Raw genomic sequence first — 26,414 nt, 5'->3', positions numbered from 1 at the left:
CGAAAAAGGCTGCGCCCATCAGCCGGCGCTTTGATGCTGCAACGCGCGACAACCGCCGCTGACTTGCGAGAGGCTATGTCGGTGCCCGCGGCCGGAGGCCTGCGGCGATCAGGGATGACGAACCTGCGCGGACGAGCGCTTGCACCCATCGCCATCGTCGTCTGCTCGATGCTGGCAGGCGCGCTCTACACCTTCGCGATGGGCCAGGACGTCAACTGGGATTGGCAGAACTACCACGAATACAATGTCTGGGCCTTGCTCAACGGCCGCTATGGCGTCGATGCGGTCCCGCCGGGGTTTCAAACCTACTTCAATCCGATCGTCTATTTTCCGGTCTATTACCTCCGCCACTATCTGCCGTCGCCGTATGGGCTGATGATCATCGGCGCAATTCACGGCCTCAACCTCGCGCTGATCTGCCTGTTTGCACGTCTGGTCCTGGGACAAGCCGCGACCTTCGCGGCGATCGCGGCGGCGGTCGTCATCGCGGCCACAGGTCCGATGACGCTCTCGGAAGTGGGCACGAGCTTTTCCGACGTGCTGCTGGCATTGCCCGTGGTCGGCGGCTTCCTGCTGATCCTGGTTGCGGATCACCGACCGAGCGCCCGCTATCTGCTCGCCGGGCTCCTGATCGGCGCCGCGGTCGGGTTGAAGCTGACCAATGTGGTCTACGCGATAGGCGCAATCGCAGCACTGCTCGCCGCCGTGCGGCCGCTTCGAGCGACGGTCCTGCTGGGACTCGGCGGGATCGTCGGCGCGGCAATCACCGGCGGCGAATGGTGCCTGATCGCCTGGCGCGACACCGGCAATCCGATCTTCCCGCTGTTCAATGCCGTCTTCCAGTCAGGCGAGGTGGCGGCGATCAATCTGATGGACGCGCAGTTCATGCCGCACAGCGTGGCGGACGCGCTGGCCTATCCGTTCTATTGGCTGATGGGCGACCACCGAGGCGCGGAGCATCCGTTCCGCGATGCGCGCTTCGCGGTCGTGGCGATCCTGCTCATGCTCGGCCTCGTTGTGCGCATGACGCGCGTCAGCGCGATCCTCACGCGACGTGATGTGCAGCTGGTGGTGCTGTTTGCCGTCTCGTATTTGGCGTGGCTCGGCCTGTTCGCAATCCAGCGCTATGCGGTGGTTCTGGAACTGTTGTGCGGCCCGATCATCGTTGTGCTGCTCGCGCGCCTCGCTGCGAGCGCGGGGCCGACATTGCGCACGGCGTTCCCCGTTCCGCCGAACGCACTGATGGTGACGGTTGCAGCCGGGATTGCATTGTGGTCGCAGCCGGCGGACTGGTGGCACCGCCCCTGGTCCGACACCTACCGGCCGAAGATCGCCGACGCGCTCGATCAGCCCGCGACTTACTTCATCCTCGGCAAGCCGCTCGCCTATATCGCGCCGCAGCTTCCGCCGCAGTCGCGCTTCTACCTGCTCGCCGATATCGGTGTGCCCATCGTTCCCGGCGGCATCTTCGACCAGCGCATCCGCGCCGGATTGAAGGCTCCGCTGCCCGGCGGTATTCGCGAACTGCACATGCGCGGCGAACCGGACCGCAGCGCGCTGCTGGATCGCTACGCGCTTGCCATCGATCCCACCAGGCCCTGTGTCGCCATCGAGGGCGCCCGCCTCGGCACGGTGCTCGAGAGCTGCCCGCTCATCGAGCGGAGTTCGCGCTAGCGTCGAACGATCGGAGCCTGCTCGCGGTAGATCATTTCGGATATCGCGGGCCTTACCCACGATACGGTTACCCACGGCCCCGGTTCGGCGCTTACGGGCAGGAGCGGACATCGACCTGCCGACAATGCCCGGTGAAACCGTCGAAAATGACCCAAAGCGGACAATCATTGTGATCCGCTGGACACCCTTCATATGGAGCGCACCGCATTGAGGAGTGCTGAGATCTTGGCCGGATCTTTGACACCCAATTCATTATCAAGGCTGGACGAGACATCGATCATCCTTGCGCCGGTGGTGGCAATCGCCTCGGCTACATTGCTCGGATCAAGCTCACCACCAAGCGCCCAAGGCAAAGGATGTTTGATCCCCCGGAGCAAATTCCAGTTGCCCCGCAGCGCGGAGCCAGCTTCGGACGCTTCGTCGTCCGGCGGCTTCAACTCGTAAAGAATGCGATCAGCTATGCCCTTCCACCGTGTGGCTGCGCGCAGATCCTTTGCAGTCCGGACCGGCACGACGCCCCAAACAGCTTTTCCGACAATTCCCGATGGTCGATCAATTCCGTTGAATTGCAGAATGTGCAATCGTGCGGCATGGATCGCCGCCATAAAGAAAATGCTATCCTGTTCGAAGAACACTCCGACCTTCCGGACATGGCGGGGGACGCACGCCACCAATTCCGCAGCTTGCTCGAGGGTGACATAGCCAGCAGAGGGCATACGGGAAAATGCGAACCCGATATGGGTCGCGCCGCCTTTCACAGCAGCATCAACGGCCTCCGGCGTGGCAAGCCCGCAAACTTTGACCTTGACCTTCATCTATTACCGGATCCGGCTGCCGCTCGTTCGCGAGATCGATGTCTTGCCATTTCTTGTTTTGCGGTATCATTCAAAGCTACTGCGATAGGATTAAACGCCCTCAAGCCTCATAATTAAAGATTGATTTATTCGCACCGATGTCTGCTGCTGCCCATCGCGCATTCGCTGCAGTTGCAAAAGGGCGGTCGGGATCGGAGGACAGCGGACATCACCGACGGTCTATGAGTACGCGGCCTAGATTTCGTATCGTGTGGTGTCAGGTATATAAGTCCCTGCCGCTAGCTGCATCGATGCCGCCTCTGCAGCCCGAGCCTCGGCAGCGCGCCAGGCGGCGCAACGGCCGAGGATCAGCCCGAAGACGATGAGGATCGCAGGGAAGCCCACGGGCTGACCGAGAAACAGGAAGGTCGCGAGCAGCGCGAAGACAAGCGCCAGGGCCATCACCTCGTGGCGCGCAAATCCCTCATCGAGCCCCGCGCGGATGAGAAAGGCCACCGCGATGCCCAGCACGACCAGGTCATACATGAAGAGATAGGGCGTCGTGAGTAGCGTTGCCGCCGCGAGCATCGCCGCCTTCAGCGCGTAAGGCACTCTGCTCCGCCACATCACGACCAGCACGACCGCAACCGCTGCCGTCAACACCCACTGGAAGATCCATCCGAGCTGCTCGGTGCCGCCGACATAGCGCACGAACGCGAAGATGCTCTGCATCTTGAACCAGGGGGCCCTGCCTTCGGTCAGGAAGGCCTGCGAGAACATCGGAATCCAGTGGAAGAAGGCCTGCCAGCTTTCGGTCCCGAATGCGAGCCAGGACGCTCCTGCGATCGTCACGGTGACGATGGCGGCGGTGATGAGCACCGTCCATTCGGCGGCGGCGATCAGCACCAGCGGAAACAGCAGTCCATATTGGGGCTTGTAGCTCAGAAGGCCCAGGCAGATTCCAGCCAGCACCGGTCGCGTCGGCAGCAGATAAAGCATGCCGCCGATCAGGGACGCGGTGAGGAAACCGTTCTGCCCGACCAAGATGTTGATGAAGGTGGCGGGAAATCCAATCGCAAGCACCAGGCCCGCATTGCGCCCGATGATCGCGCGCATCACGGCGAGATAGGGCACCATGCTGAACGCGGCCCAGCCGATGAACGCCACAGCATAGGGAAACTGCGCGAGAAAAGACGCGACGAACAGGAAGGGCGGCGGATAGTGCCAGGCGAAATGGCCGACGAAATCCTGCTTGAGCAGAGCAAGCTCGACCTGCTTCTGGATGTCCCAATCCCAGGCTAGCGCGGGGTGGCCCTCCAGCGCCAGTTTTCCGGCCGCCCAAACATTGACGAAGTCCGTCGGGATGCCGCGTCCATCCGCGCCAAAGATCCACACATGCGTGAGATAGGCCGTCGGAAAATACGCCAGCGTGACGATCGCCAGCACGAAGGAGATGTTGAGGAGCGTCGCAGGGAGCGCGCCGTGACGAGCAACGGCAGGCGGGGCGGACGAAGCTTCGGCCATGCGGCTTCCTTTAACGCAAATACGGTGACGCGGATGCGTCCAAGCCATACACCCGCGGGACTTGAAGGAGGCTTAAGCGTGATCGTCGAATGCCCCGATGCTCCGGGCAAAGCAAAAGAGCCCCGTCGATGACGGGGCTCTTCGCTATTCCGTTGATCGTCTAGCTTACTTGAGGCTGGACGAGATCGAGCCGAACTTGGCGTTCAGCGTGGTGCCGAGGTTGTTGACGACGGTGATGATCGCCAGCGCGATGCCGGCGGCGATCAGGCCGTATTCGATGGCGGTGGCGCCGGATTCGTCCTTCACGAAACGCGAAACGAGGTTCTTCATAGACTGCTCCAAAGGATACACGTGGCTTCAACTGGTCTGGTCTTTTCGGCTTCCCAGCGCCGCCCGACCATGGAACTCAACGTAAAGGCAAAGACTTGCGCCGCAGTTAATTCGACTGCGTAAATGCGGAACCGTTTGTATGTATTCGCCGATGGTAAACCGAAATCTAAAACAATCGGTTAAATTGCACCGTCATGAAGCGAGGTAGCTCCGCCGATTTACGGGAAGTTATGATCGCCATGGTCAAATGCCGCCCGCTCGGCCAACAGGACCAAGAACAAGACGAGGCGGCATGTCCCTATCCTTCACCAACAGCATTGCAGTGCAAAGCCGCGCGCGCGCGCTGGTGCCGCTGTGCGTCGGCGCGGGCGCCTACCTGTTCTTCCTCTATATCGGCGACACCCTGCTTCAGGACTCCGACTCGTTCTGGCAGATCAAGATCGGGCAGTGGATCCTCGATCACCACGCCCTGCCCTATACCGACTTCTATTCGTTCACACGCCCCGGCGAGCCGTGGATCTCGACGTCCTGGCTGTCGCAGATCCTGTTCGCCATCTCCTACGCGCAATGGGACTGGGCCGGGCCCGTGATCCTCACCGCGCTCGCGATCGCGGCATCGGCTGCCGTTTTCGTCTACCTGCTCGAGGCGCATCTCGAAATTCCGCGCGCGGTCCTGTTCGCGATGCTGGCCGTGCTGCTGTCGCTGCACCATATCCTGGCGCGGCCGCACATCCTGGCACTGCCGGTGATGATCGCGTGGGTCGGCATTCTCATGAATGCGGCCGACCGCAAGGTCACGCCATCCTGGGTCTGGCTGCCGCTGATGTCGCTGTGGGCGAACCTGCATGGCGGCTTCGTGCTCGGCCTCGCGCTGATCGGCCCGATGGCGATCGAGGCGATCTGGACACTCGATTCCGGCAAGCAGGTCCGGCTGCTCGCACGCTGGTTCCTGTTCGGCGTCGCCGCGATGGCGGCCGCCTGCGTCACACCCTATGGCTGGCGCACGCTGCTGGGCGCGACCAACATCCTCAATCTCGGCGAGTTGCTGTCGGTCATCTCGGAATGGATGCCGGCGAATTTCGCCTCGTTCTCCGCCTTCGAAGCCGCGATCCTCGGCCTGATCGCGATCGGCCTGTTCCGTGGCATGACGCTGTCGCCGCCGCGCATCCTGCTGATCCTGCTCTTCACCTGGATGGGCCTCACCCATGTCAGGAGCATCGAGGCCTTTGCCTTCCTGGTGCCGCTGGTGCTGGCCAAACCGCTCGGCGAGACATCGCCGCTGCCGCAAGCTGACGCGCAAGCCGGCGAGAGCTGGGCCGCGCGCTACGTCACCATCACCGGCGCGCTGATGATCGCGGTCGCGGCCTGGACCACGACCTCGATCTACATGTCGCATCACCGCTTCACCTTCACGATGGACCAGACGCCGGTCGCCGCCGTCGACCTGTTGCAGCAACGCAAGGCGCAGCGCATCTTCAACGCCTACCAGTTCGGCGGGTATCTGATCTCGCGCGACATCCCGGTTTTCGTCGATGGCCGCGCCGAGCTCTATGGCGAGAAGTTCGTGATGGACTTCTTCAAGGCGGTCGAGGTCAAGAAGCTCGATAACCTGACGCGGCTGCTGGAAGAGTACAAGATCGACGCCACGCTGATGGGCGCCGACATGCCGGCCGCGCAGGTGCTCGATCATATCAAGGGCTGGAAGCGGCTCTATGCCGACAACATCGCCGTGATCCATGTGCGGGATGGCGCGCCCGATGCGGCCGTGCCGGCCAAGCCATGACCATCGCGGCCAGCGTTCCGATCGCGCGCGCGCAGCGCAATCTGGCGCCGCTGTGCGTCGCGGCCGCGACCTTCCTGCTGCTGCTGCTGAACGGCGACAGCCTGCTGCACGATCCCGACACGCTCTGGCAGATCAAGGTCGGCGAATGGATCCTCGATCATCGCGCCGTCCCCTGGACCGACTTCTATTCGCTGACGCACCAGGGCGATGTCTGGCTCTCGACCTCCTGGCTGTCGCAGGTCCTGTTCGCGACGGCCTATGCCCATTGGGGATGGGCCGGGCCGGTCGTGCTGACCGCGGCTGCGATCGCGCTGGCAATGGCATTGCTGCTGACCTTCCTGCAACGGCATCTCGACCTGCCCTATGCGCTGGTGTTCTGCCTGCTGGCGATGACGCTGGCCGCGCCGCATCTGCTGGCCCGCCCGCACGTGCTGGCGTTGCCGGTCATGGTTGCCTGGGCCGGAGGCCTGATGGCCGCGGCCGACCGCGGCCGCGCACCATCCTTCCTGCTGCTGCCGTTGATGATGCTATGGGCTAATCTTCACGGCGGCTTCGTACTCGGCCTCGCCTTGACCGGCGCAATCGGGCTCGAAGCGCTCTGGCGCGCGGCGCCGTCGCGCCGGCTGGCGCTCGCAATGTGGTGGGCCGCGTTCGGGTTCGGCGCGCTGGCGGCGAGTTGCTGCACGCCCTATGGCCTGGACACGCTGCTCGGTGCAGCGCGCATTCTCAGCCTCGGAAAGTCCTTCTCCGTCATCGCCGAATGGCGCCCGGCCGATTTTGGCACCTTCAGCCCGTTCGCGGGCGCGCTGCTCGGCCTGCTCGGTCTCGCACTCACGCGCGGGCTGGCGCTGTCGCCGCCGCGCGTGCTGCTGATCCTCGGCACCACCTGGATGGCGCTGGCGCATGTCCGCAGCATCGAGACCTTTGGCGTGCTGGTGCCCCTGGTGCTGGCGCAGCCACTCGGCGGCTGGTTCAGGGCTATCCCTGATGCACCGCGCAGCCTGCGGATGGCCCCCGGCGCCCCGGCGGCGCTGGCCGCGGTGGCCATCGTGCTCGCGACCGCAAGCATAACCGCGACCTTTGCAGGCCGTCACACCTTCGAATTCTCCACGGCACAGACGCCGGTCGCGGCCGTCGATGTGCTGATCGATCGCAAGGCCGCGCGCGTCTTCAACTCGTATGGTTTTGGCGGCTACCTGATCGTCCGCGACCTCAGGCCTTTCGTCGACGGACGATCGGAGCTCTACGGCGAAAAATTCCTGATGGACTATTTTGCCGCCGAAGACGGGCGCGACGTCACCGGCCTCCTGCGCATGCTCGACGACAACAGAATCGACGCGACGCTGCTGACGCCGGATTCACCGGCGGCCCAGATGCTGGATCACATCAAGGGCTGGAAGCGGGCCTATGCGGACAAGATCGCGGTGGTCCATGTGCGGGATGATCAGGACACCGCGCCGCTGAAGTGAGAACGGCCTGCCAAGCAGTCTTGTCTCTTCGTTCCTGACGCAGTTCAATGCAGCCGGATCGGGGCGGTGAAAAGGGCCTCGAAGTAGACCGTGTCATGAAGAACCCGGACGCCATCGCTGTCATCATATCAGCGCTCCGTCACGTCCACGGTGACGACATCGCCCGAATGATGCTGGTCGAAGGCATGAGCCTGGCCAATCTGATCGACGCGATGTTTTCGGCGCCGCTGACGCACCGTGAGGCCGTTCGGGCGATCACCGATGGATTGGATGACTTCGTCATCACGCCCGAGCTGGGGCTGATATGGCACCTGAAATATATCTACGGCGACCAGCCCGGCTCCCTGCATGTCGTGGACCTGGAGATCGCCACGCCGGACGGCACGCTGGCGAGCAAGGACGTCTGGCTTCGTCTCGCCTCCTGAGGCGATGGGCCAGGTCACCGCGGATAGGATCCATGCCGAGCGTTGTTGATGCCATTCGTCTTCGATTACGAAAACAGAAAGGTCCCGATCAGCAGGCCCACAGCGAAAGCGAGAAGCCCCAAAGTGGAGGCTGAGACGATGCGGATGAGGATGCGAACCTGCTCCTCATACTGCTCTTCTGCGGTCTTGTGAGACTGAGCCGCCATTGCAACTGCCCTGCCATTGCCCAGAATGGGCGAATGTACGCCCGAAATCATGGTCAACAAGAGGCATTTTGGCCCCGCCGCGATGCCCTCTTCGTGATCTGGCGGGCCAGGGCCGGATGGCGCGGAGCGAAATCCGGGCTACAACAGCAAAAGCGGCGCCCTCAATTTCCCGTCTGCAGCTCGCCAAATCGCTCCCAGGTCTTGCCGTTGAAGCGCATGAACTGCATCTGGTCGACGGGGACGTGGTCGGTCGCGCTGGTGTTGATCCTGATGCCGGGCAGCAGCATCGGCAGTTCGAGATCGTGGATCGCGTAGGCCTGCTTCAGGATGTTCTCGGTCGATAGATCGTTGCCGCAGGCCTTCAGCACCGCCTCCAGCGCCATCGCGCTGTTGTAGGAGTTGACGTAATTGGTGTCGTGCTGGTCGGCCTCCGGCACATATTTCGTCATGAACTCGCGCCAGGCCTTCACGCCGGGATCGTCCTTCCAGGCGGGATCGTCGGGGTCCTTCACATAAGCGGTGGAGAGAATGCCGGTGCCGGCTTCCACGCCGGCGGGCTCCATCACGGTCGAGATCCACACCGCGACGTTGGACAGGAAGGTCATCGGCCGCCAGCCGATCTCGAAGGATTTTCGGATCGCCTGCGCTGCGAATTTCGGTGTCGCCGCGATCACGAACACGTCGGCGCCCGAGGCCTTCAATTTCACGATCTGGGAATCGATGGTCGGGTCCTGGATCTCGTAGGTGGCATTGGTGACCACGGCATCGTATTTCTCGGCCAGCACGTCCTTGAGGCCCGCGAGATAGTCGCGGCCGTAATCGTCGTTCTGCGAGATCACGGCGAATTTCGCGTTCGGATTCCTGGCGAGCGCATACCGAGCATAGAGCCGCGCCTCATAGCGGAACGGCGCCTGCACGCCCATCGTCGCCTGCGGATATTGCGCGATGTCGGCGAATTTGGAGGCGCCGGAGCCGATGAAGAGCTGCGGCACGTTCTTGCTCTGGAGATATTTCGCGATCGCCGTGTTATGCGCGGTGCCGATCGAGGAGAAGATCAGCGCGACCTCGTCGCTCTCCACCAGCCGTCGCGTTTGCTCGACCGATTTCGGCGGCGCGTAACTGTCGTCGAGCGAGATCAGATTGACCTTGCGGCCGTTGATGCCGCCCTTGTCGTTGAGCATCTTGAAATAGCCGACCTCGCCCTTGCCGAGCGCGCCGAAAGCGGAGACCGGCCCGCTATAGGGCATGGTCTGGCCGATCCTGATCTCGGTGGCGGTGATGCCGCGCATCTCGGCGGCGATGGCGGCGCTGAATGTTACAAATGAAACGGCGCACAACGCGCCCAATGCCGCCGTCAAGCGCATCGGCTCCCCTCCCATTTGCCGGTGCGATCGCGCCGCACCTTTATTTGAAGGGAGCATGCCATGACATCGCGGCCAACTCCAATCATTATCGGGCGACGATCACCGCAGCCGTAAGGCGGGCGAAGCGCAGCGCCAGGTCGCCCAGCAGGAAGACGCGTCATGTTTCGCAATCTCTTCGCCGCACTCCTCATCACGATGTCGCTCGGCACGGCACATGCAGCACCGCGATGGCTGAACCTGCCGCCGACGCCGACCTTGCCCAAGGCAACGCAAAGCGGCTTCGCGCCCGTCAACGGCATCAAGATCTGGTACGCAAGTTTCGGCCGCGGCGAGCCGGTCCTCCTGCTGCATGGCGGCCTCGCCAATGCCAATTACTGGGGCCACCAGGTCCGCGCGCTGCAGCGGCATTATCAGGTCATCGTCATGGACAGTCGTGGACATGGGCGCAGCCACCGAAATCAGGAACCGTATGGCTACGACCTGATGGCCTCGGACGTGGTCGCCCTGCTCGATCATCTCGGGATCAGGAAGGCCGCGATCGTCGGCTGGAGCGACGGCGCGATCATCGGCCTCGACATCGCGATGAAGCACCCGGAGCGGGTGAGCAGGCTGTTTGCGTTCGCAGCGAATTCGGATCCGTCGGGCGTTGCCGATATTGCGTCGAGCGACGTCTTCAACGCCTACATCGCGCGGGCGGGCGAGGAGTACCAGCGCCTCTCGCCGACGCCGACCGAGTACAAGAGCTTCGTCGCGGAGATTACCAAGATGTGGGAGAGCCAGCCGAAATGGACGGCCTCCGATCTCGCAGGCGTCAAGGTGCCGACCTGGATCGTCGACGGCGATCACGACGAGGCGATCAAGCGCGAGAACACCGAATTCATGGCGGCGAATATTCCCGGCGCTGGCCTGCTGATCCAGCCGGAGGTCAGTCACTTCTCGTTCCTGCAGGATCCCGGGCAGTTCACGGATGATGTGATGCGGTTTCTGGGGCGCAGCGGAGCAGCGGCAAAGTGAGATGCCGTAGGGTGGGCAAAGCGCAAGCGTGCCCACCGCTTCCGTCATGACTGCAAAGAGATCGTGGGCACGGCCCTACGCGCCTTTGCCCACCCTACGAGGCTGCCGTTGTTGCGAGTGCAACTGCGTCCGCATCGCCATCCCGAGCCAACAAAAAACGCGGCGTTGCCGCCGCGTTTTTCAATTCGATATGCCGTTTGCCGTTACGCCTGCGGCTGCGGCTCCAGGCCGGGATCCGGATCGGGCCGCGGGCGCGACTTGCCGGCCGGCGGCACGGCGGAGGCACGTGGCGTGGTCGGCTCGAGCACGGACTCGCGGTTCGGCTTCTTGCCCTTGAGCAGGTCGACGATCTCGTCACCGGAGAGCGTTTCGAACTCGAGCAGGCCCTTGGCCAGCGCTTCGAGATCGGCGTGCTTCTCGGTGAGGATGCGGGTCGCTTCCTTGTAGCCTTCCTCGACCAGGCGGCGGATCTCGGAGTCGATCTTCTGCACGGTCGCCTCAGAGGCGTTCTGCGTCCGCGAGACCGACATGCCGAGGAACACCTCGTCCTGGTTCTCGCCGTAGGAGACGGTGCCGAGCTCTTCCGACAGGCCCCAGCGCGTCACCATCATCCGGGCAAGGCGGGTGGCCTGCTCGATGTCGGAGGCGGCGCCGGACGTCACCTTCTCGCGGCCGAAGATCAGCTCTTCGGCGACGCGGCCGCCCATCATGATGGCGAGGCGCGAGGTCATCTGCTCCAGGGACATCGACAGCTTGTCGCGCTCGGGGAGCTGCATGACCATGCCGAGCGCACGGCCGCGCGGAATGATGGTCGCCTTGTGGATCGGATCGGTCGCAGGCACGTTGAGGCCGACGATGGCGTGGCCGCCCTCGTGATAGGCCGTCAGCAGCTTCTCTTCCTCGGTCATGACGAGCGACTTGCGCTCGGCGCCCATCATCACCTTGTCCTTGGCTTCCTCGAACTCGGCCTGGGTGACCATGCGCTTGTTGCGGCGCGCGGCGGTCAAGGCGGCTTCGTTGACGAGGTTCATCAGGTCGGCGCCGGAGAAACCGGGCGTGCCGCGCGCGATGGTCTTGAGGTTGATATCCGGGGCCAGCGGCACCTTGCGGACGTGGACCTTGAGGATCTGCTCGCGGCCGACGACGTCCGGATTGGGCACCACAACCTGGCGGTCGAAGCGGCCCGGACGCAGCAGCGCGGGATCGAGCACGTCGGGACGGTTGGTCGCGGCGATCAGGATCACGCCCTCGTTCGCCTCGAAGCCGTCCATCTCGACCAGCAGCTGGTTCAGCGTCTGCTCGCGCTCGTCATTGCCGCCGCCGAGACCGGCGCCACGGTGACGACCGACCGCATCGATTTCGTCGATGAAGATGATGCAGGGCGCGTTCTTCTTGGCCTGCTCGAACATGTCACGCACACGGGAGGCGCCGACGCCGACGAACATTTCGACGAAGTCAGAACCCGAAATGGTGAAGAACGGCACGTTGGCTTCGCCCGCGACCGCACGCGCGATCAGGGTCTTACCGGTGCCGGGAGGGCCGACCAGCAGCACGCCGCGCGGAATGCGGCCGCCGAGGCGCTGGAATTTGCCGGGGTCGCGCAGGAATTCGACGATCTCCTGCAGGTCCTGCTTGGCTTCGTCGACGCCGGCGACGTCCTCGAAGGTGACGCGGCCGTGCGCTTCCGTGAGCATCTTCGCGCGCGACTTGCCAAAACCCATCGCCTTGCCGGCGCCGCCCTGCATCTGCCGCGACAGGAAGATCCAGACGCCGATCAGCGCGATGAAGGGCAGCCAGGAGACCAGCAGCGAGACGAACCACGGCACGTTGTCGCCGGGCGGCTTCGCGGTGATCTGGACCTTGCTGTCGTACAGGCGCTTCACCAGCGTCGGGTCGTTCGGCGCATAGGTCTGGAAGCTGGAGCCGTTGGTGAAGGTGCCGTGGATGTCGGGACCCTGGATCACGACGTCACGGACGCGGCCCTGGTCAACTTCGCTCAGGAGCTGCGAGAAGGCGATGTCCTGCGAGGAGGCCCGCTGGCCCGGATTCTGGAAGAGCGTGAACAACGCCAACAGCAGCAAAACAATGATGACCCAGAGGGCGAAATTGCGCAGATTGGCGTTCATCGATCTTCCTTCGTGGTCGCGCGGATCGCGGCCTCATCCTTGGGCTTTACGAGGAAATCCCCAAGGAATCCTCATCGTTAGACGCATACAATTTAGGTGCCGCCCCGGTCGCTGCCAAGGGAACGAGATGGGACTATTTATCCCATCTTAGAGCGATTCCCGCTGAAATAATGGCATCAAAGCGGGCGTTTTTCCTGCCTGGTTAAGGTGTCCTGACGGCGCGTTGCCGAAACGGCCGGTGTCATGGTCCGCCCTCATCCGCCTTTGGGACCATTCCTGGACCGCCGGGCCGGCGCGGGCGCGATGTGGATACGCCCCCCGGCAAGGCTGATCAAGGCTCCCGCCAGGGTCTGCTTCAGGATGGCACGGCTATTTGCGGGCGCACGGGAGCGGGCGGAGATGTCCTGGTCGCGCATGGCCTGATCGATCGCAGCCAGCAGGGTCTCGACCTTGCCGAGTTCCGCCGGCCCCTCGTGCCCGACCGCGTCGATGGCCCGCAGCAGCAGCCGCAGCCGGACTTCCTCGGGCAGGGTGGCGAAGGCTGCGGCCTCGAAACTGCGCACGTCCGGCTGCGGCGCATCGCCGCGATCCCGCAAACGGAGGAAGCGCTCGGCGCCGTCGGTCAGCACCTCGACCGCCACGTTGGCCCGGGCGAGCCGCGCCGAAAGACGAACCAGCGTGCGGGCATCGCCACCCTCGGCTGCGAGCTGCGGCAGCAGCGCGCGAAGCCTGGGCCGCGTGAAGGCCGCATCGCGGTTGGTGGGATCGTCGGCGAAACCGATTCCAGCCCGCTTCAGCGTCGCGATGAGCTGCGACTTCGGCACATCGAGCAGCGGGCGCGCCAGCACCAGGCCATCGCGCGTCGCGTGTCGCGCCATCGCCGACAGACCTGCGATGCCGCTGCCGCGGAGCAGCCGCATCAACAGGGTCTCGGCCTGGTCGTCGCGGGTATGCGCGGTCAGCACGTGGCTCGCACCGGCTGCGCGCGCGGCCTGCGCAAGCAGGCGATAGCGGGCTTCGCGCGCGGCGGCCGGCAATCCCGTTGCCGGCTTTGCACCGCGCCAGCGCAGGGTCCGGTGTGTCAAGCCGAGTTCAGTGGCGAGCCGCTTGACCTCACGCGCCTCGCGTGCCGCCTCCGGCCGCAGGCCATGATCGACGGTGACGACGATGAGCTCCGGGCCGCGCGCCAGGCTGCGCCGCCAGCGCGCCGCGAGCCACATCAGCGCGACCGAGTCGGGCCCGCCGGAGACCGCGAGCACCAGCGCGGGCGCGCTCTTGAGCTCGGCGAAGAGCTGCTTCGCTTCGCGTGCCGAAATCGGAGAATTGTCGTCGTCGGACATGACGCTGCAATTTAGCGCAGCGCCATCGGGGTTGTCAGGTTCAAACGCGGCAGATCAGCACTTCACCCGCTTCTGCTCGCGGTCCACCGCCGCTTTGACGCCGGCGGAGGCACGCGGATATTTGCGGCCGACCTCGCCGAAGGCGGCGCAGGCGGCTTCCTTCTCCTTCAGCGCCGCGAGGGACTGACCGAGCCGCAGCAACGCATCCGGCGCCTTGGCCGATTTGTCGTATTTGGTTGTGACGGCGAGGAAGGCCTCGGCCGAGTCGCGATATTGCTGGCGCTGGAAATAGCTTTCGCCGAGCCAGTATTGCGCATCGCCGAGCAGCGGGTCGCTCGGATATTTCGCCGTGAAATTCTTCATGGTCTGCTCGGCGAGCGCATAGTCCTTGCGCTGCATGTAGCCGATGCCGAGATCGAACTCGTCGCGCGGCGTCGCCGAGGGCGGCAGCGTCGCGAGAGCCGGACCACCGGTCTGCGCGGGAGAGCCCTGCTGCGCCGGCGGATAGCCCTGCTGGGCCGGTGCCGCGGCCTGCGGATAGTGGCCGCCAGTGTTGTTGAGGTCGAGCGGCTCGCCGGCAGCACGGCCACCGGGCGCGCCGCCCTGAGCCGGCATCGGCTGCTGGCCGCCGCCGAGCGCGCGCGGCGCGCCGGGCGCATTCGGCGTCTGGCTCGGGTCGAACGCATCACCACGGCGGCGCGTGCCGGGCGCGCCGGGGCCCGGCTGCTCCTGAACGATCGGCGCGGGAGCAGCGATCTGCGGCTGCTCGTAACCCGGCTGCGCAGCCTGTTGCTGCTGCGGAGGCTGCTGGCGATAGGGCGGCGCAACCTGGGCCGGCGGCACGGCCGCGGCGTTTGGCTGTGCCGGCTGTCCGGGCGCGCCACCCTCGAGCGCCCGCAGCCGATCCTCGAGCTGACGGTTGCGATATTGCAGCTCCTCGTTCTGGCCGGTGAGCTGGCGCAGCTGGTTTTCCAGCCGTTCGATCCGCATCTCGGGATCGCCGTCGTCCGACTGGGCGAAGGCGGGCGCGCACAAAGAGAGCAGCGCGGCGAACGCCACGGTGCCGGTAATTGCCTTGAATTTGGATGACATCTTGCCCTGACGACGAAAACGAAATCTGCGACGGAACATGCGACGCGCCACACTTTGAAAGGCAGTACGCCAAAAATGTGACTGGCACCACGGGGTTTCTGTCACAGATCGCTGAAACGAAACCGGCGCCCGAGAGGGCGCCGGCATAATCGGTTTCTGAAGATGAACGGCGGCTGACTGAACGTCAGGAGCTCGCGTTCAGCACGGTCACAGCGCGACGGTTCTGCGACCAGCAGGAGATGTCGTTACACACGGCCACCGGGCGCTCCTTGCCGTAGGAGATGGTGCGCATGCGGTTCGCATCGATGCCGCGCGAGGCGAGGAACGAGCGCACCGACTGGGCGCGGCGGGCGCCGAGTGCGATGTTGTATTCGCGGGTGCCGCGTTCGTCCGCGTGACCTTCGATGGTGAAGGAGTAGCGCGGATAGGTCTGCAGCCACTGCGCCTGCTTCTCCAGGGTCACGATCGCCTGCGGGGTCAGATCGGTCTGGTCGCTCTCGAAGAACACGCGGTCGCCCACGTTCACCACGAAGTCCTGCTGGCTGCCCGGCGTCGCCGCGCTCGCGTTCGCATCCAGGCCCGCGTTCTGCTTCGCGCAGGCGCCCATCGACAGTGCGATGGCAACCACCGCGGCCAGCTTCAATCCCTGGAGGATACGCATAGGATTCATCATTCCGGAGCCTCCACGCTCACGTTCGTCCACTGCTGTCCGGTCTACAGGGGGTTGGTTAAGCGAACGTTCCGTCAACCTTGACGGAACCTTGCCTCAGCCGGTCAAATGCCCCCAACCAGCGAAAAGCACCCACTATGGTTAATGGGTTGTAAATGTGGCGCGAGGGTGAAGGCAAGCCGCCTTAGCCGGCAAAAACGCTGAGTCTGCCGGAATTTTGGGCCTTTACGGAGACTCTTGCGGGAACCGGCGTTGGCCGATCAGGCCACGGTGCTAGCCGGGACGAGCACCGGCCGGGACACGGCCTGGGTCTGGCCGGCACGATCGAACAGCATCCTTCGCTCGAAGGCGCTCGAGCGCATGATGGGAAAGCGGGTCAAGACCCGCTCCCGAAGCTTGGCGAAATCGGAGGCCATGAGAACCACTTTCCGCGAATGCCAGCCCGGGAACGGACGCGGCTCCGTGAGGGTCTCATGCAGGAAGATCCGGCGATAAAACGCCTGGTGGTCCGTACGCACCATCGCAAGTCCGAGATCGGCATTGAAATGATCACAGGCCAGATAGGCCAGCCGCAGCGTCAGATAAGGGAGCTCGTGAAACCGCTGGCTCTTGTCCGGATCCGCAGCAAAACGCGCGGGATCGACGAAAACCTCGCCTCGGTCCAGGCGAGAGTTGAGAACATCGCCGAACAATTCCGTGGTGTAGGACATCCGCCATTCCGACGTCAGGACGTGCAGGCGGAGCGAGCTGCAGAGTTCTCCGTCGAGATAGATTCCGAAGATCCAGGCGTTGGGGGCATCGTCGTAAGTGTCGACGATCCGCTGAGACGCGTTCGGCGAGATCAGTCCGCCGTGCAGGTAGGCCCGGTAGCGCATCGCGTAGACCGCATCACGGTCCTCGGGGGTTTCGACGAGCCGATAATCGAGCCGGTCGAACAACCCTGCCCCTCGAATTTCGAGCGGCGCGCGCGGCTCGGCTCCTGACTTCATCTGATACTCCCGCCCCGCGGGCAACTTCCGCGAGTGTGGGGAAGATTAATGACTCCTTAACCGAATTGCAAAGGCTTCGAAATGTTAGGGTTAAGGATCAGGCCCCGTAAAACCCCGGGAAAATACAGGGAAACATTGAGGAAATGGGGACGGCCGGGAGCGCGGCGTTAGCCAAACGACCGCGAGGAGATCGAGACGATCTGAGCGTCCGCCATGCGGCGGCCATGCGAGGCATCGAGCAACTGACGGATCCTGACGGCGGGTACCGGCCGGCTGAACAGGTAGCCCTGCCCTTCGGAAACGGTGCCGTCGGCGCTCACCAGCTCGAGCTGCTCGTTGGTCTCGATGCCCTCGACCACGACCGACATGCCGAGGTCGGCCGACAGCCGCGCCACGCCGCGCAACAGCGTCAGCGGTCGGTCGGCATCGATGCCCTCGAGGAAGGAGCGGTCGATCTTGACCTTCTGCATCGGGAAGTTGTGCAGATAGCTGAGGCTCGAATAGCCGGTGCCGAAATCGTCCAGCGAGATGCGCACGCCGAGCGCATGCAGCTGTGACAGGATATCGTGGGTGAGCTGGGTGTTACGCAGCAGCGAGGATTCGGTGATCTCGATCTCGAGGCGGAACGCCGGCAGGCCCGAGACCTCGAGCGCGTAACGGATCTCGCTCAGCACGTCGCGCTGATGGAATTGCTGCGGCGAAAAGTTGACGGCGACGCTGACGCCCTCCGGCCATTTCATGCATTCCATGCAAGCGCGGCGCAGGATCCAGCGGCCGAGATCGACGATCAGGCCCATGTCCTCGGCGACCGGGATGATGTCGACCGGCGAGACCGTGCCGCGCACCGGATGATTCCAGCGCAGCAGCGCTTCGCAGGTGGTGATCTTGCCGGACTTCAGATTGACCAGCGGCTGGTAGAACAGCTCGAACTCCTCGTTGGCGAGTGCCTTGCGCAGATCGAGCTCGAGGATACGGCGCGCCTCGACGGTGGCCGCCATCTCGTCGCGGAAGAAGCAGAAGGTGCCGCGGCCGTCGGCCTTGGCGCGGTAGAGCGCCATGTCGGCGTTCTTGAGCAGCGTGTCGGCGCTGGCGCCATCCGGCGAGGTCAGCGCGATGCCGACGCTGGCGCCGATCTCGACCAGGTGATTGTCGATCCGGTAGCGCTCGCTCAGGCGCTCGACGATGCGGCGGGCGAGGCTCGCGGCATCTTCGGCCGCGTTGATATTCTGCTGGAACACGACGAACTCGTCGCCGCCGAAGCGGGCGACGAAATCCTCGGGCCGCAGCATCTCGCGCAGACGGTTGGCCACCGCGCAGAGGAGCTGGTCGCCACAGGGATGGCCGAGCGTGTCGTTGACCTGCTTGAACTGGTCGAGGTCGACGAACAGCAGCGCGGAGAGCCGGTCGGAATGGCGCGAGGCCGCCAGCAGGGATTCGATCTCGTTGCGGAAATGGACGCGGTTGGGGAGCGCCGTCAATTCGTCGTAACGGGCAAGATGGGTGATCTTGGCCTCGGCATTGCGCCGCTCGGTCACGTCCTCGAGCAGCAGCACTGCGCCACCGTCGGCCATCGGCTGCACCGTCCAGGACAATGACCGGTTTCTCTCCGCGTCGGGATCGACGGTCACGATCTCGTTCGCATGCGAGTTTTCGATCTCGGTGACGATCATCTCGCCGCTCGCGGCCGAGATGGAGCCGGAGCTGACGCACGCGGCCATGATGTCACGCGCGGTGATGCCGCTCCGAACGAGATCCTCGGGCAGCTCCAGCATCGCGCTGAACCGGTGGTTCATCACGGCGAGCTGCCTGTCGACGCGGAACATGCACAGGCCGTGCGGCATGTTGTTCAGGGCGGTGTCGAACTGGCCGGCGAGCGCCGCTTCGCGCTCCCGCGCCACAACGGCGCGCATGAATATTCTGTGCAGATTGGCCGAGAGCTGCATGATCGCCAGCAGGAATGCGGCGCTCACGACTGACATGGCGATGTAGTAGGGCGTGCCCCACGACGCCAGCGCGATCACGGCCGGACCGAACATGAGGCCGGCCTGCAGATGGTATATCGATGGCCGTCCGTAAGCCCGTCCTGCGCCTCCCCCGACGATTCCGGTGGTGATGGAGAGGGCGATCATGTGGACGACGGCGTCGTCAGTGCTCACCAGAGCGAGCCCGCACCATGTTCCAATGGCAGCGGCCTGAATCAGCGCGCCCATCAGATAGCGCCTCTGCCAGACCACGGCTTCTTCGGCTGTCAGGCTGGCTTTGCGGGGCAGGAAGCGCCGCAGATCGAACAGGCGGAGAGCTCCGGCCAGGATGATCAGGGCCACCGTCGCCCAGGTCAGAGTTTGTCCGGTCCTCAGCGCCGTGATGGCGGCCCCGATGGCGACGAAGACGATACCCGCAAACAGCGGACCGGGCGCTTCGAACAGGGAATCATTCAGCGCCGCCGACACCGGGGGCGCCGCCTGTCCTTGATCGGATTTTCCGGTCTGGCTTGCGAACTGCATTTTCGTTTGTACGCGCGTCCTGTTTGGCGCGTACTTTTACCCACACCTGATGAAGCCTTTCTGAGGGAACATCGTTAAAGTCGAGTTGTTTTTCGGCAATAGCGAAACTGTTTCCGCTGAAATATCAAGCAACTAGGCAAGCCTTGCCGGGCGCAAGGTGAAGGAAAGCTTGCCGCGCGCGCGAAAAGCGGAAAAATCGGCGCTTTTTTTCGAAAAAACATCGCGCGTCGTCAGACGCGCGATCGACCTATTGGCCCGCGGTCGCGGACAGCAGCGGCGACCAAGCCGGATCGGAGGCGAAGCCCGGCGTCGGCACTTTCAGCTCGTTGCGGCCGGAGATGTCGACCGAGAACAGCGACGGCCCACCGCTGCCGCCGGGATCACGGAAGAACATGATCACGCGGCCGTTCGGCGAGAAGGTCGGGCCTTCATTGTGATAGCCGGAGGTGAGGAGCCGCTCGCCGGAGCCGTCCGGCTTCATGACGCCGATCGAGAACTGCCCACCGCCCTGCCTGGTGAAGGCGATGTAATCGCCGCGCGGCGACCACACCGGCGTCGAATAGGTGGCGTTGTTGTCGTCCTTCGAGAAAGAGATGCGCTGCGCCTGTCCGCCGCCCGCCGCCATCACATAGATCTGCGACCTGCCGCCGCGATCGGACTCGAAGCAGATACGGGTGCCGTCCGGCGAGTAGGACGGCGACGTGTCGATCGCCGGCGTGTCGGTGAGGCGCGTGGTCGAGCGCGAGCGCAGATCCATCACGAACAGGTTGGAGTTGCCGCCCTGCTGCAGGCTCATGATGACGCGCTGGCCATCCGGCGAGAAGCGCGGCGCAAAGGTCATGCCGGGGAAGTTGCCGACGATCTCGCGCTGGCCAGTCTCGATGTTGAAGAGATAGACCTTCGGATCGCCCTGCCCGAACTCCATATAGGTGATCTCTTGCGAGTTCGGCGAGAAGCGCGGCGTCAGCACGAGATCGGCGCCGCGGGTGAGGTAGCGCACATTGGCGCCGTCCTGGTCCATCATCGCCAGCCGCTTGACGCGGCGCTCCTTCGGCCCGGACTCGTCGACGAACACGACGCGGCTGTCGAAATAGCCCTTTTCGCCGGTCATCTGCTCGTAGATCTGGTCGGAGATGATGTGGGCGATGCGGCGCCAATATTCCGGCGAGGTGAAATATTGCTGGCCGGCGAGCTGCTGGCCGGTGACTACGTCCCACAGGCGGAATTCGGCCTTGAGGCGGCCGTCTGGCTGCCGCGTCATGCGACCGGTGACGAGGGCCTGCGCGTTGAGGGTCTTCCAGTTCTGGAATTGCGGCGCGACGTCGATGTTGCTGATGCGCTCGATGAAGGCGGCCTGGTCGATCGGGGCGAACAGGCCCGAGCGCTTCAGGTTGTTGGTGATGACCTGCGTGACGCCGTTGCTGACGTCGCCGTCGGCGGGCGAGCCCGGCACGAAATTGGTGATCGCGATCGGGATCGGACGAAACTCGGTGGGATCGATGCGGAGACGCCCCTGCGATTGCTGGGCGAAGGCCTGTCCGCCCCCGAGCAACGCGAGCGTCGACCCGGTCAGGGTCATGAAGCGGCGGCGGTTCATCGATCGAACGTCATTCATCGCAAAATTCTTTTGTTCGGATGTCACAACATGTCTTTCAGGCCGAAAGTCATCGGAATGAGCTTCCAGCTGTCGTATTGCTGCTTCGGCAGGAACGAATAAACCTGGCACTGCACGATGGCGCGCTTGGCGCTCTCCGCCACCGCCTGGGCGATCGACCGCGACGGTCCTCGCACCGCGACGATGACCGGCTCCGACGCCAGCGATCCGTCGACCTTCATGGGAATGTCGATGTCGGCTTCGTACAGGTTGGCGTCCTGCCCGTTATAGGTCGGCGTGAAGCAGCGCTTGACCGCGCCCTGGAATGCACCTTGCCAGGTCGCGACGTTGCTGACGGCAGTTCCGGTCGTCGAGCCCAGCGATGCTGACGCATTCAGCGCCGAGCCGGTCTGCTCGTGCCGGGTCGCGGCGCGCTTGTCGAGGTCGCGGGCAATCTGCGCGGGATCGAAGGTGCGCTCCTTGGGCTTCGGCTGCTGCTGCGGCTGCACCGCCGCGACCTTCTGCTCAACGGGCTTCGGCGGCGGCTTCTTGGTGTCGAGCTTCTTCTGCAACTCCGCGATCGGATCTTCCTTGGCCGGATCAGGCTTCTTCTCCTGCGGCTTCGGCTCTTCCTTGGGCTTGGTCTCGGCGACCGGCTTCGGCGGATCGGGCTTCTTCTCGACCGGCTTCTCGACAGGCTTCGGCGGCGGATCGGGGGTCGAGTTGGTCTTGATCAGCTCTTTCTTCTCGGTGACCTTGCCGACGGCATCTTCCTCGGGCTTCGCCTCGGCGATCTTCTCGACCTTGGGCTTCGGCTCTTCCTTCTTGCCGGTCTTCTGGCCCGACATCATCTGCGCGAGCTGATCGCTGGAAATGATGTCGACCGGAAGCGACTCCTCCGGTGCGATGAAGGCCTTGCTGCTAAAGGTGAGCAGACCCCATCCAATCACGAGGACGTGGAGCACGATCGACGCAACGAGTGTCTTGTCGACGTTCACCTTCACCGGCCTAGGACCCCTGATCCGCTTCCGTGACGAGTGCCAGCTTCTTGAAGCCCGCACCCGACAGCAGGCCCATGACCTTTGCCACCGTGCCGTAATCCGCCTTCTTGTCGGCGCGCAGATAGATGCGTTCCTCGAGCCCGCCGCGCGCGTCCGTGATCGCCTTCAGCTTCGGGATCAGCTCGTTGATCTGGATCTCGGCGTCGGCGATGAACACCTTGCCCTTGATGTCGACCGACATCTGGATCGGCTTCTGGTCGTTCTGATCAAGGCTCTTGGCCTGGGTCGACGGCAGATCGAGCGGAACACCCACCGTGAGCAGCGGCGCCGACACCATGAAGATGATGAGCAGCACCAGCATCACGTCGACCATCGGCGTGACGTTGATCTCGGCCATGACCGGCTTGCGCCGGCTGCGGCGGCCGCCGCCTCCGGACGAACTGGCTACGTTCATGCCCATGGCTTGGTGCCCAATCTCGCCTTCACACTATACATGCCGTCCGTCAGCCCCGCTCGTCGATCTGACGGGACAGAATGGCTGAAAATTCATCAGCGAAGCCCTCGAGCCGCTGGGCCTGCCGGTTCACCTCGGAAGTGAACTTATTGTAGAAAATAGTGGCAGGAATGGCGGCGATAAGGCCGACCGCGGTCGCAAACAGCGCCTCCGCGATGCCGGGCGCCACCACCGCCAGGGAGGTATTCTTCGACGCCGCGATCGACTGGAAGCTCGACATGATGCCCCAGACCGTGCCGAACAGGCCGACGAAGGGGCCGGCGGAGCCGACGGTCGCAAGCACGAGGAGCCGGCGTTCCAGCCGTTCCACCTCGCGGGCGATCGAAACGTTCATGACCTTGTCGATGCGCATCTGCAGGCCCGCGACCGAGCGGGCGTGGCTTTCGAAAGAGCGCTTCCATTCGCGCATCGCGGCCACGAAACAGGCGGCCATGGAATGGGTCGGCTTGGCCGAGAGCGTGCGATAGAGCTCCTCGATCGACTCGCCGGACCAGAACGCCTGCTCGAACCGGTCCATCGAGCGGCGGGTGCGGGCATAGAGGAAGATCTTGTCGATCGCGATGGCCCAGACCCAGACCGAGCAGGACAGCAGGCCCAGCATGACGCATTTCACGATCCAGTGAGCCTGCCAGAACAGCGCGATCAGCGACACGTCGGCGGAGGCCACACCCGGAAGGGCGGACTGAGCCACGTCGGCCGGATTCATCAGCAATATCCTCTCAAAACGATCGCCTTCGGCGACCGTTACCTATGTCCCGGCGAGCCCAATGGCGGCCGGTTCCCCAACTGCCGCGCTAGCACCGGCGCGGCCGGCAAGCCCGCTCAAAGCCTTGTCTTTCTGGGGTGCAGGGGCTTCTCCAAAGCCGCCGCCTGCATTCCCTGCCAAGATGTCAAAACTAAGGGCCTCGACGACAGCTCCGGGCGCGATTGTCCATAATTACCAGAGCCCGCCGATGGTTAATGCCGGGTTACCAGGGACGAATTTGGCCGCGGGAAAGCGAGACGGCGCTGAGGGATGGGGGGCGGAAGGGCAAGCGCGAGGCAGGATGTCGCGTGGCCGCACCGAGTGAGTGAGCAAACTCCCGGACCCAAAGGAGGTTGGTTCCCTCCCCCCCTTGCGGGGGAGGATTAGGGAGAGGGGTGCCACACGGGGATTCGCCTCGTGGCGAAGAAATCCGGACGCTCTGACAAACACCATTTGCTGAGCCACCCCTCTCCCCCGCCCTCCCCCGCAAGGGGGGAGGGAGCGCAGTTGGACTGGTGGCCGGCACCCTTGGACCTCGACGGCCGATTTGCCCGGCGAACGCGGCCTGATAAATTGAGCCTGCATCACCAACAAGGGCCGGGGACAGCCGGCCTTGCCTTGGGAGCAAGCCGTGCAACATGCGGGAACAAGCCTGCGGTGGATGACCGCCGCCATCGTATCCGTCAGCCTCGTCACCTTCGGCCCCGCGCGCGCGGCATCGGTCGCACCGATCGCCGCGGAAAACGGCATGGTCGTCTCTGCGCAACATCTGGCGACCCAAGTGGGCGTCGACGTGCTCAAGCGCGGCGGCAATGCCGTCGATGCCGCCGTGGCCGTCGGCTATGCCCTCGCCGTCGTCTATCCGGCCGCCGGCAATCTCGGTGGTGGCGGCTTCATGACGATCAACCTCGCCGACGGCCGCAAGACCTTCCTCGATTTTCGCGAGACCGCCCCCAAGGGCGCGACTGCGAACATGTATCTCGACAAGGACGGCAACGTCATCAAGGGCATCTCGACCAAGGGACACCTCGCGGTGGGTGTGCCGGGATCCGTCTCGGGCATGGAATATGCGCGCGAAAAATACGGCACCATGAAGCGCGCCGACCTGCTCGCTCCCGCGATCCAGCTCGCCGAACAAGGCTTTGCGCTGGACCAGGGCGACATCGACCTGCTGCTCACCACCACCGCGGACTTTCAGGACGATCCAGCCTCCGCCGCCATCTTCCTCAACAACGGTCAGCCGTACCAGGTCGGCGAGAAGCTGATGCAGTCGGAGCTCGCCAAGACGCTGCGCGAGATCAGCAGCAAAGGCACCGACGGCTTCTATAAAGGCTGGGTCGGCAGCGCCATCGTGGCCTCGAGCCAGGCCGGCAAGGGCTTGATCACGCAAGACGACCTCGACGGCTACAAGACCCGCGAGCTCGCACCTGTCGAATGCGACTATCGCGGCTATCACGTGGTGTCTGCGCCGCCGCCGAGTTCGGGTGGCGTCATCATCTGCGAGATCCTGAATATCCTGGAAGGCTATCAGCTGAAGGAGCTGGGCTATCACTCCGCAGCGGCCGTGCATGTGCAGATCGAAGCCATGCGGCACGCTTACGTGGACCGCAACAGCTACCTCGGCGATCCCGATTTTGTGAAGAATCCGCTCGATCGCCTGCTCGACAAGGCTTACGCGGCCAAGATCCGTGCGGTGATCGATCCGAACAAGGCCGGAATCTCCAAGGACATCAAGCCAGGCGTCGCGCCGCACGAGGGCAGCAACACCACGCACTATTCCATCGCCGACAAGGACGGCAACGCGGTCTCGGTCACGTACACGCTGAACGACTGGTTCGGCGCCAAGGTGACCGCTGCGAAGACCGGCGTGCTGCTCAACGATGAAATGGACGACTTCACAGCCAAGGTCGGGGTGCCGAACCTTTACGGCCTGGTGCAGGGCGAGGCCAATTCCATCGCTCCCGGCAAGCGGCCGCTGTCGTCGATGAGCCCGACCATCGTCACCAAGGACGGCAAGACCGTCATGGTGGTGGGCACGCCCGGCGGCAGCCGTATCATCACGGCTGTCCTGCAGACCATGATCAACGCGATCGACTACGACATGAACGCGCAGGAAGCCGTCGACATGCCGCGCATCCACCAGCAATGGCTGCCCGATCTGACCAATGTCGAGAATTACGCGCTGTCACCCGACACGCGCAAAATTCTGGAGGGCATGGGTCACAATTTCGGGCCGCCGCAACCGGCCAACCACCTGGCGGTCATCATCGTCGGCGCGCCGTCACTGGGCGGCCAGCAGGTCGGCAACAACCGCTACTACGGCGCCAACGATCCGCGGCGCAACTCGGGACTTGCCGCCGGGTATTGATCGCTCATGACTGTCATACCCCGCGAAGGCGGGGTATCCAGTACGCCGCGGCCCTTCCGCATCTCAATGTCGTCTCTGGAATACTGGATTGCCCGCCTTCGCGGGCAATGACAGCGGGAGGCCATGATCGGCCCCCTGCTCTCACCACTTCTCCTTCGAGGTCCGCACGTCGAGCTCGAACGACCAGGCGCGCTCGGGCTGGCGGTAGAGGAATGCGAAGGCATCGACGATGCCCTCGATGCTGATCAGGCTGTCCTCGCGGCCGGCAGCGTCGGGGAAGCGCGAGAAAATCTTGTCGCCGGCGATCGCGCCGTCGACCACGACATGGCCGACATGGATGCCGTCTCCCGCATATTCCTTGGCCATGGCCTGCGCCAGCGTGCGTATGCCGGCCTTGGCCGAGTTGAACGCGCCGTAGCCGGAGCGCCCGCGCAGCGAGGCGCTGGCGCCGGTGAAGAGCAGCGTTCCTGTCTTCTTCGGCACCATGCGGCGCACCGCTTCGCGGCCGAACAGGAAGCCGCCGAAGCAGACCACGCGCCAGGCATTCTCGAAATAATCGGCGTCCATCTCGATGATCTTCCCCGGCGTGTTGTTGCCGGCGTTGTAGATCGCGAGGTCGAGGTCTTCGCCGGCGGCATCGAACAGGGCAGTGATGTCGCTCTCCCTGGTCGCGTCGGCGATGACAGGCGTAGCGATGCCGCCGGCCTTCGCGATGTCATCCACGACCGCCTGCAACGCCGACTGCGTCCGGCCCGCGACGATCACCCTGAGCCCCTCGGCTGCAAAACGCTTGCAGAGCTGGGCTCCAAGGCCGCGCTCCGGTCCGACGCCGATCACGATTGCCGTCTTCATTGCACGCTCCAACATTTGAAAAGCTGATGATGGGAT

General features: G+C 64.1%; 22 protein-coding genes. 6 read left to right on the top strand and 16 right to left on the bottom strand.

Annotated features, from left to right (window positions below):
• The first annotated feature begins 114 nt into the window (after positions 1-114).
• Positions 115-1,674, top strand: a complete 1,560-nt coding sequence (locus QA645_RS09000) for a glycosyltransferase 87 family protein (RefSeq protein ID WP_283049688.1) — start codon at positions 115-117, stop codon at positions 1,672-1,674.
• Between the two features lie 188 nt (positions 1,675-1,862).
• Here QA645_RS09000 and QA645_RS08995 read toward each other — a convergent pair whose 3' ends face one another.
• The 3 genes from QA645_RS08995 to QA645_RS08985 all read right to left on the bottom strand — a co-directional run bounded on the left by QA645_RS08995 (position 1,863) and on the right by QA645_RS08985 (position 4,322).
• Positions 1,863-2,489, bottom strand: a complete 627-nt coding sequence (locus QA645_RS08995) for a phosphoribosylanthranilate isomerase (RefSeq protein ID WP_283049687.1) — start codon at positions 2,487-2,489, stop codon at positions 1,863-1,865.
• 234 nt (positions 2,490-2,723) lie between these two features.
• Positions 2,724-3,992 (bottom strand): glycosyltransferase family 87 protein, encoded by a 1,269-nt coding sequence (locus QA645_RS08990; protein WP_283049685.1) that lies wholly within the window; start codon positions 3,990-3,992, stop codon positions 2,724-2,726.
• Positions 3,993-4,157: 165 nt separating this feature from the next.
• Entirely contained in the window at positions 4,158-4,322 is a 165-nt protein-coding gene (locus QA645_RS08985; protein ID WP_045002731.1) for a Flp family type IVb pilin, read from the bottom strand.
• Between the two features lie 292 nt (positions 4,323-4,614).
• Here QA645_RS08985 and QA645_RS08980 point away from each other — a divergent pair, with 292 nt between their 5' ends.
• The 3 genes from QA645_RS08980 to QA645_RS08970 all read left to right on the top strand — a co-directional run bounded on the left by QA645_RS08980 (position 4,615) and on the right by QA645_RS08970 (position 7,999).
• Entirely contained in the window at positions 4,615-6,105 is a 1,491-nt protein-coding gene (locus QA645_RS08980; RefSeq protein WP_283049681.1) for a hypothetical protein, read from the top strand.
• Positions 6,102-7,574 (top strand): hypothetical protein, encoded by a 1,473-nt coding sequence (locus QA645_RS08975; RefSeq protein ID WP_283049679.1) that lies wholly within the window; start codon positions 6,102-6,104, stop codon positions 7,572-7,574. The genes QA645_RS08980 and QA645_RS08975 overlap by 4 nt, the downstream gene beginning before the upstream one ends.
• A gap of 95 nt (positions 7,575-7,669) precedes the next feature.
• Positions 7,670-7,999 (top strand): hypothetical protein, encoded by a 330-nt coding sequence (locus QA645_RS08970; RefSeq protein ID WP_254195239.1) that lies wholly within the window; start codon positions 7,670-7,672, stop codon positions 7,997-7,999.
• Positions 8,000-8,064: 65 nt separating this feature from the next.
• Here QA645_RS08970 and QA645_RS08965 read toward each other — a convergent pair whose 3' ends face one another.
• Positions 8,065-8,262, bottom strand: coding sequence for a hypothetical protein (locus QA645_RS08965; protein ID WP_254133880.1), 198 nt, complete (start codon positions 8,260-8,262; stop codon positions 8,065-8,067).
• Positions 8,263-8,366: 104 nt separating this feature from the next.
• A complete protein-coding gene (locus QA645_RS08960; RefSeq protein ID WP_283049676.1) occupies positions 8,367-9,569 on the bottom strand; it encodes an ABC transporter substrate-binding protein in 1,203 nt (400 codons plus the stop codon).
• A 159-nt stretch (positions 9,570-9,728) separates the two neighbouring features.
• Here QA645_RS08960 and QA645_RS08955 point away from each other — a divergent pair, with 159 nt between their 5' ends.
• Positions 9,729-10,583, top strand: coding sequence for an alpha/beta fold hydrolase (locus QA645_RS08955; RefSeq protein WP_283049674.1), 855 nt, complete (start codon positions 9,729-9,731; stop codon positions 10,581-10,583).
• A gap of 203 nt (positions 10,584-10,786) precedes the next feature.
• Here the strand turns inward: QA645_RS08955 and ftsH are convergent, their stop codons facing one another.
• The 10 genes from ftsH to tolQ form a co-directional block, all read right to left on the bottom strand.
• Positions 10,787-12,709 carry an ATP-dependent zinc metalloprotease FtsH gene (gene ftsH, locus QA645_RS08950; protein ID WP_254133884.1) on the bottom strand — a complete coding sequence of 641 codons (1,923 nt, stop codon included), beginning with the start codon at positions 12,707-12,709 and terminating at the stop codon, positions 10,787-10,789.
• A gap of 254 nt (positions 12,710-12,963) precedes the next feature.
• Positions 12,964-14,049, bottom strand: a complete 1,086-nt coding sequence (gene tilS / locus QA645_RS08945) for a tRNA lysidine(34) synthetase TilS (protein WP_283049672.1) — start codon at positions 14,047-14,049, stop codon at positions 12,964-12,966.
• A 54-nt stretch (positions 14,050-14,103) separates the two neighbouring features.
• Positions 14,104-15,141 (bottom strand): tol-pal system protein YbgF, encoded by a 1,038-nt coding sequence (gene ybgF, locus QA645_RS08940; protein WP_283049670.1) that lies wholly within the window; start codon positions 15,139-15,141, stop codon positions 14,104-14,106.
• Between the two features lie 184 nt (positions 15,142-15,325).
• A complete protein-coding gene (pal, locus tag QA645_RS08935; protein ID WP_254133887.1) occupies positions 15,326-15,814 on the bottom strand; it encodes a peptidoglycan-associated lipoprotein Pal in 489 nt (162 codons plus the stop codon).
• A gap of 257 nt (positions 15,815-16,071) precedes the next feature.
• On the bottom strand, positions 16,072-16,800 hold the full coding sequence (locus QA645_RS08930; RefSeq protein WP_254133888.1) for a hypothetical protein: 729 nt from the start codon (positions 16,798-16,800) through the stop codon (positions 16,072-16,074).
• Positions 16,801-16,967: 167 nt separating this feature from the next.
• Entirely contained in the window at positions 16,968-19,304 is a 2,337-nt protein-coding gene (locus QA645_RS08925; protein WP_254133889.1) for an EAL domain-containing protein, read from the bottom strand.
• Positions 19,305-19,551: 247 nt separating this feature from the next.
• Complete coding sequence (tolB, locus tag QA645_RS08920) at positions 19,552-20,901, bottom strand: Tol-Pal system beta propeller repeat protein TolB (protein WP_283053141.1); 1,350 nt, start codon at positions 20,899-20,901, stop codon at positions 19,552-19,554.
• Positions 20,902-20,942: 41 nt separating this feature from the next.
• Positions 20,943-21,902, bottom strand: a complete 960-nt coding sequence (locus QA645_RS08915) for a protein TolA (protein ID WP_254133890.1) — start codon at positions 21,900-21,902, stop codon at positions 20,943-20,945.
• Between the two features lie 4 nt (positions 21,903-21,906).
• Complete coding sequence (tolR, locus tag QA645_RS08910; RefSeq protein ID WP_254133891.1) at positions 21,907-22,359, bottom strand: protein TolR; 453 nt, start codon at positions 22,357-22,359, stop codon at positions 21,907-21,909.
• Between the two features lie 43 nt (positions 22,360-22,402).
• A complete protein-coding gene (gene tolQ, locus QA645_RS08905; protein WP_283049666.1) occupies positions 22,403-23,119 on the bottom strand; it encodes a protein TolQ in 717 nt (238 codons plus the stop codon).
• Between the two features lie 700 nt (positions 23,120-23,819).
• On the opposite strand from tolQ, the gene ggt reads away from it, so the two are divergent.
• Entirely contained in the window at positions 23,820-25,526 is a 1,707-nt protein-coding gene (gene ggt / locus QA645_RS08900; RefSeq protein ID WP_283049664.1) for a gamma-glutamyltransferase, read from the top strand.
• Between the two features lie 141 nt (positions 25,527-25,667).
• Here the strand turns inward: ggt and QA645_RS08895 are convergent, their stop codons facing one another.
• Positions 25,668-26,378, bottom strand: coding sequence for an SDR family NAD(P)-dependent oxidoreductase (locus QA645_RS08895; RefSeq protein WP_283049663.1), 711 nt, complete (start codon positions 26,376-26,378; stop codon positions 25,668-25,670).
• Positions 26,379-26,414: the final 36 nt, after the last annotated feature.

The sequence above is a fragment of the Bradyrhizobium sp. CIAT3101 genome, assembly GCF_029714945.1.
In the GTDB taxonomy this organism is placed as follows: Bacteria; Pseudomonadota; Alphaproteobacteria; order Rhizobiales; family Xanthobacteraceae; genus Bradyrhizobium.
The sequence above is the reverse complement of the archived record's forward strand: the minus strand, read 5'-3'. Positions and strand labels throughout refer to the sequence as shown.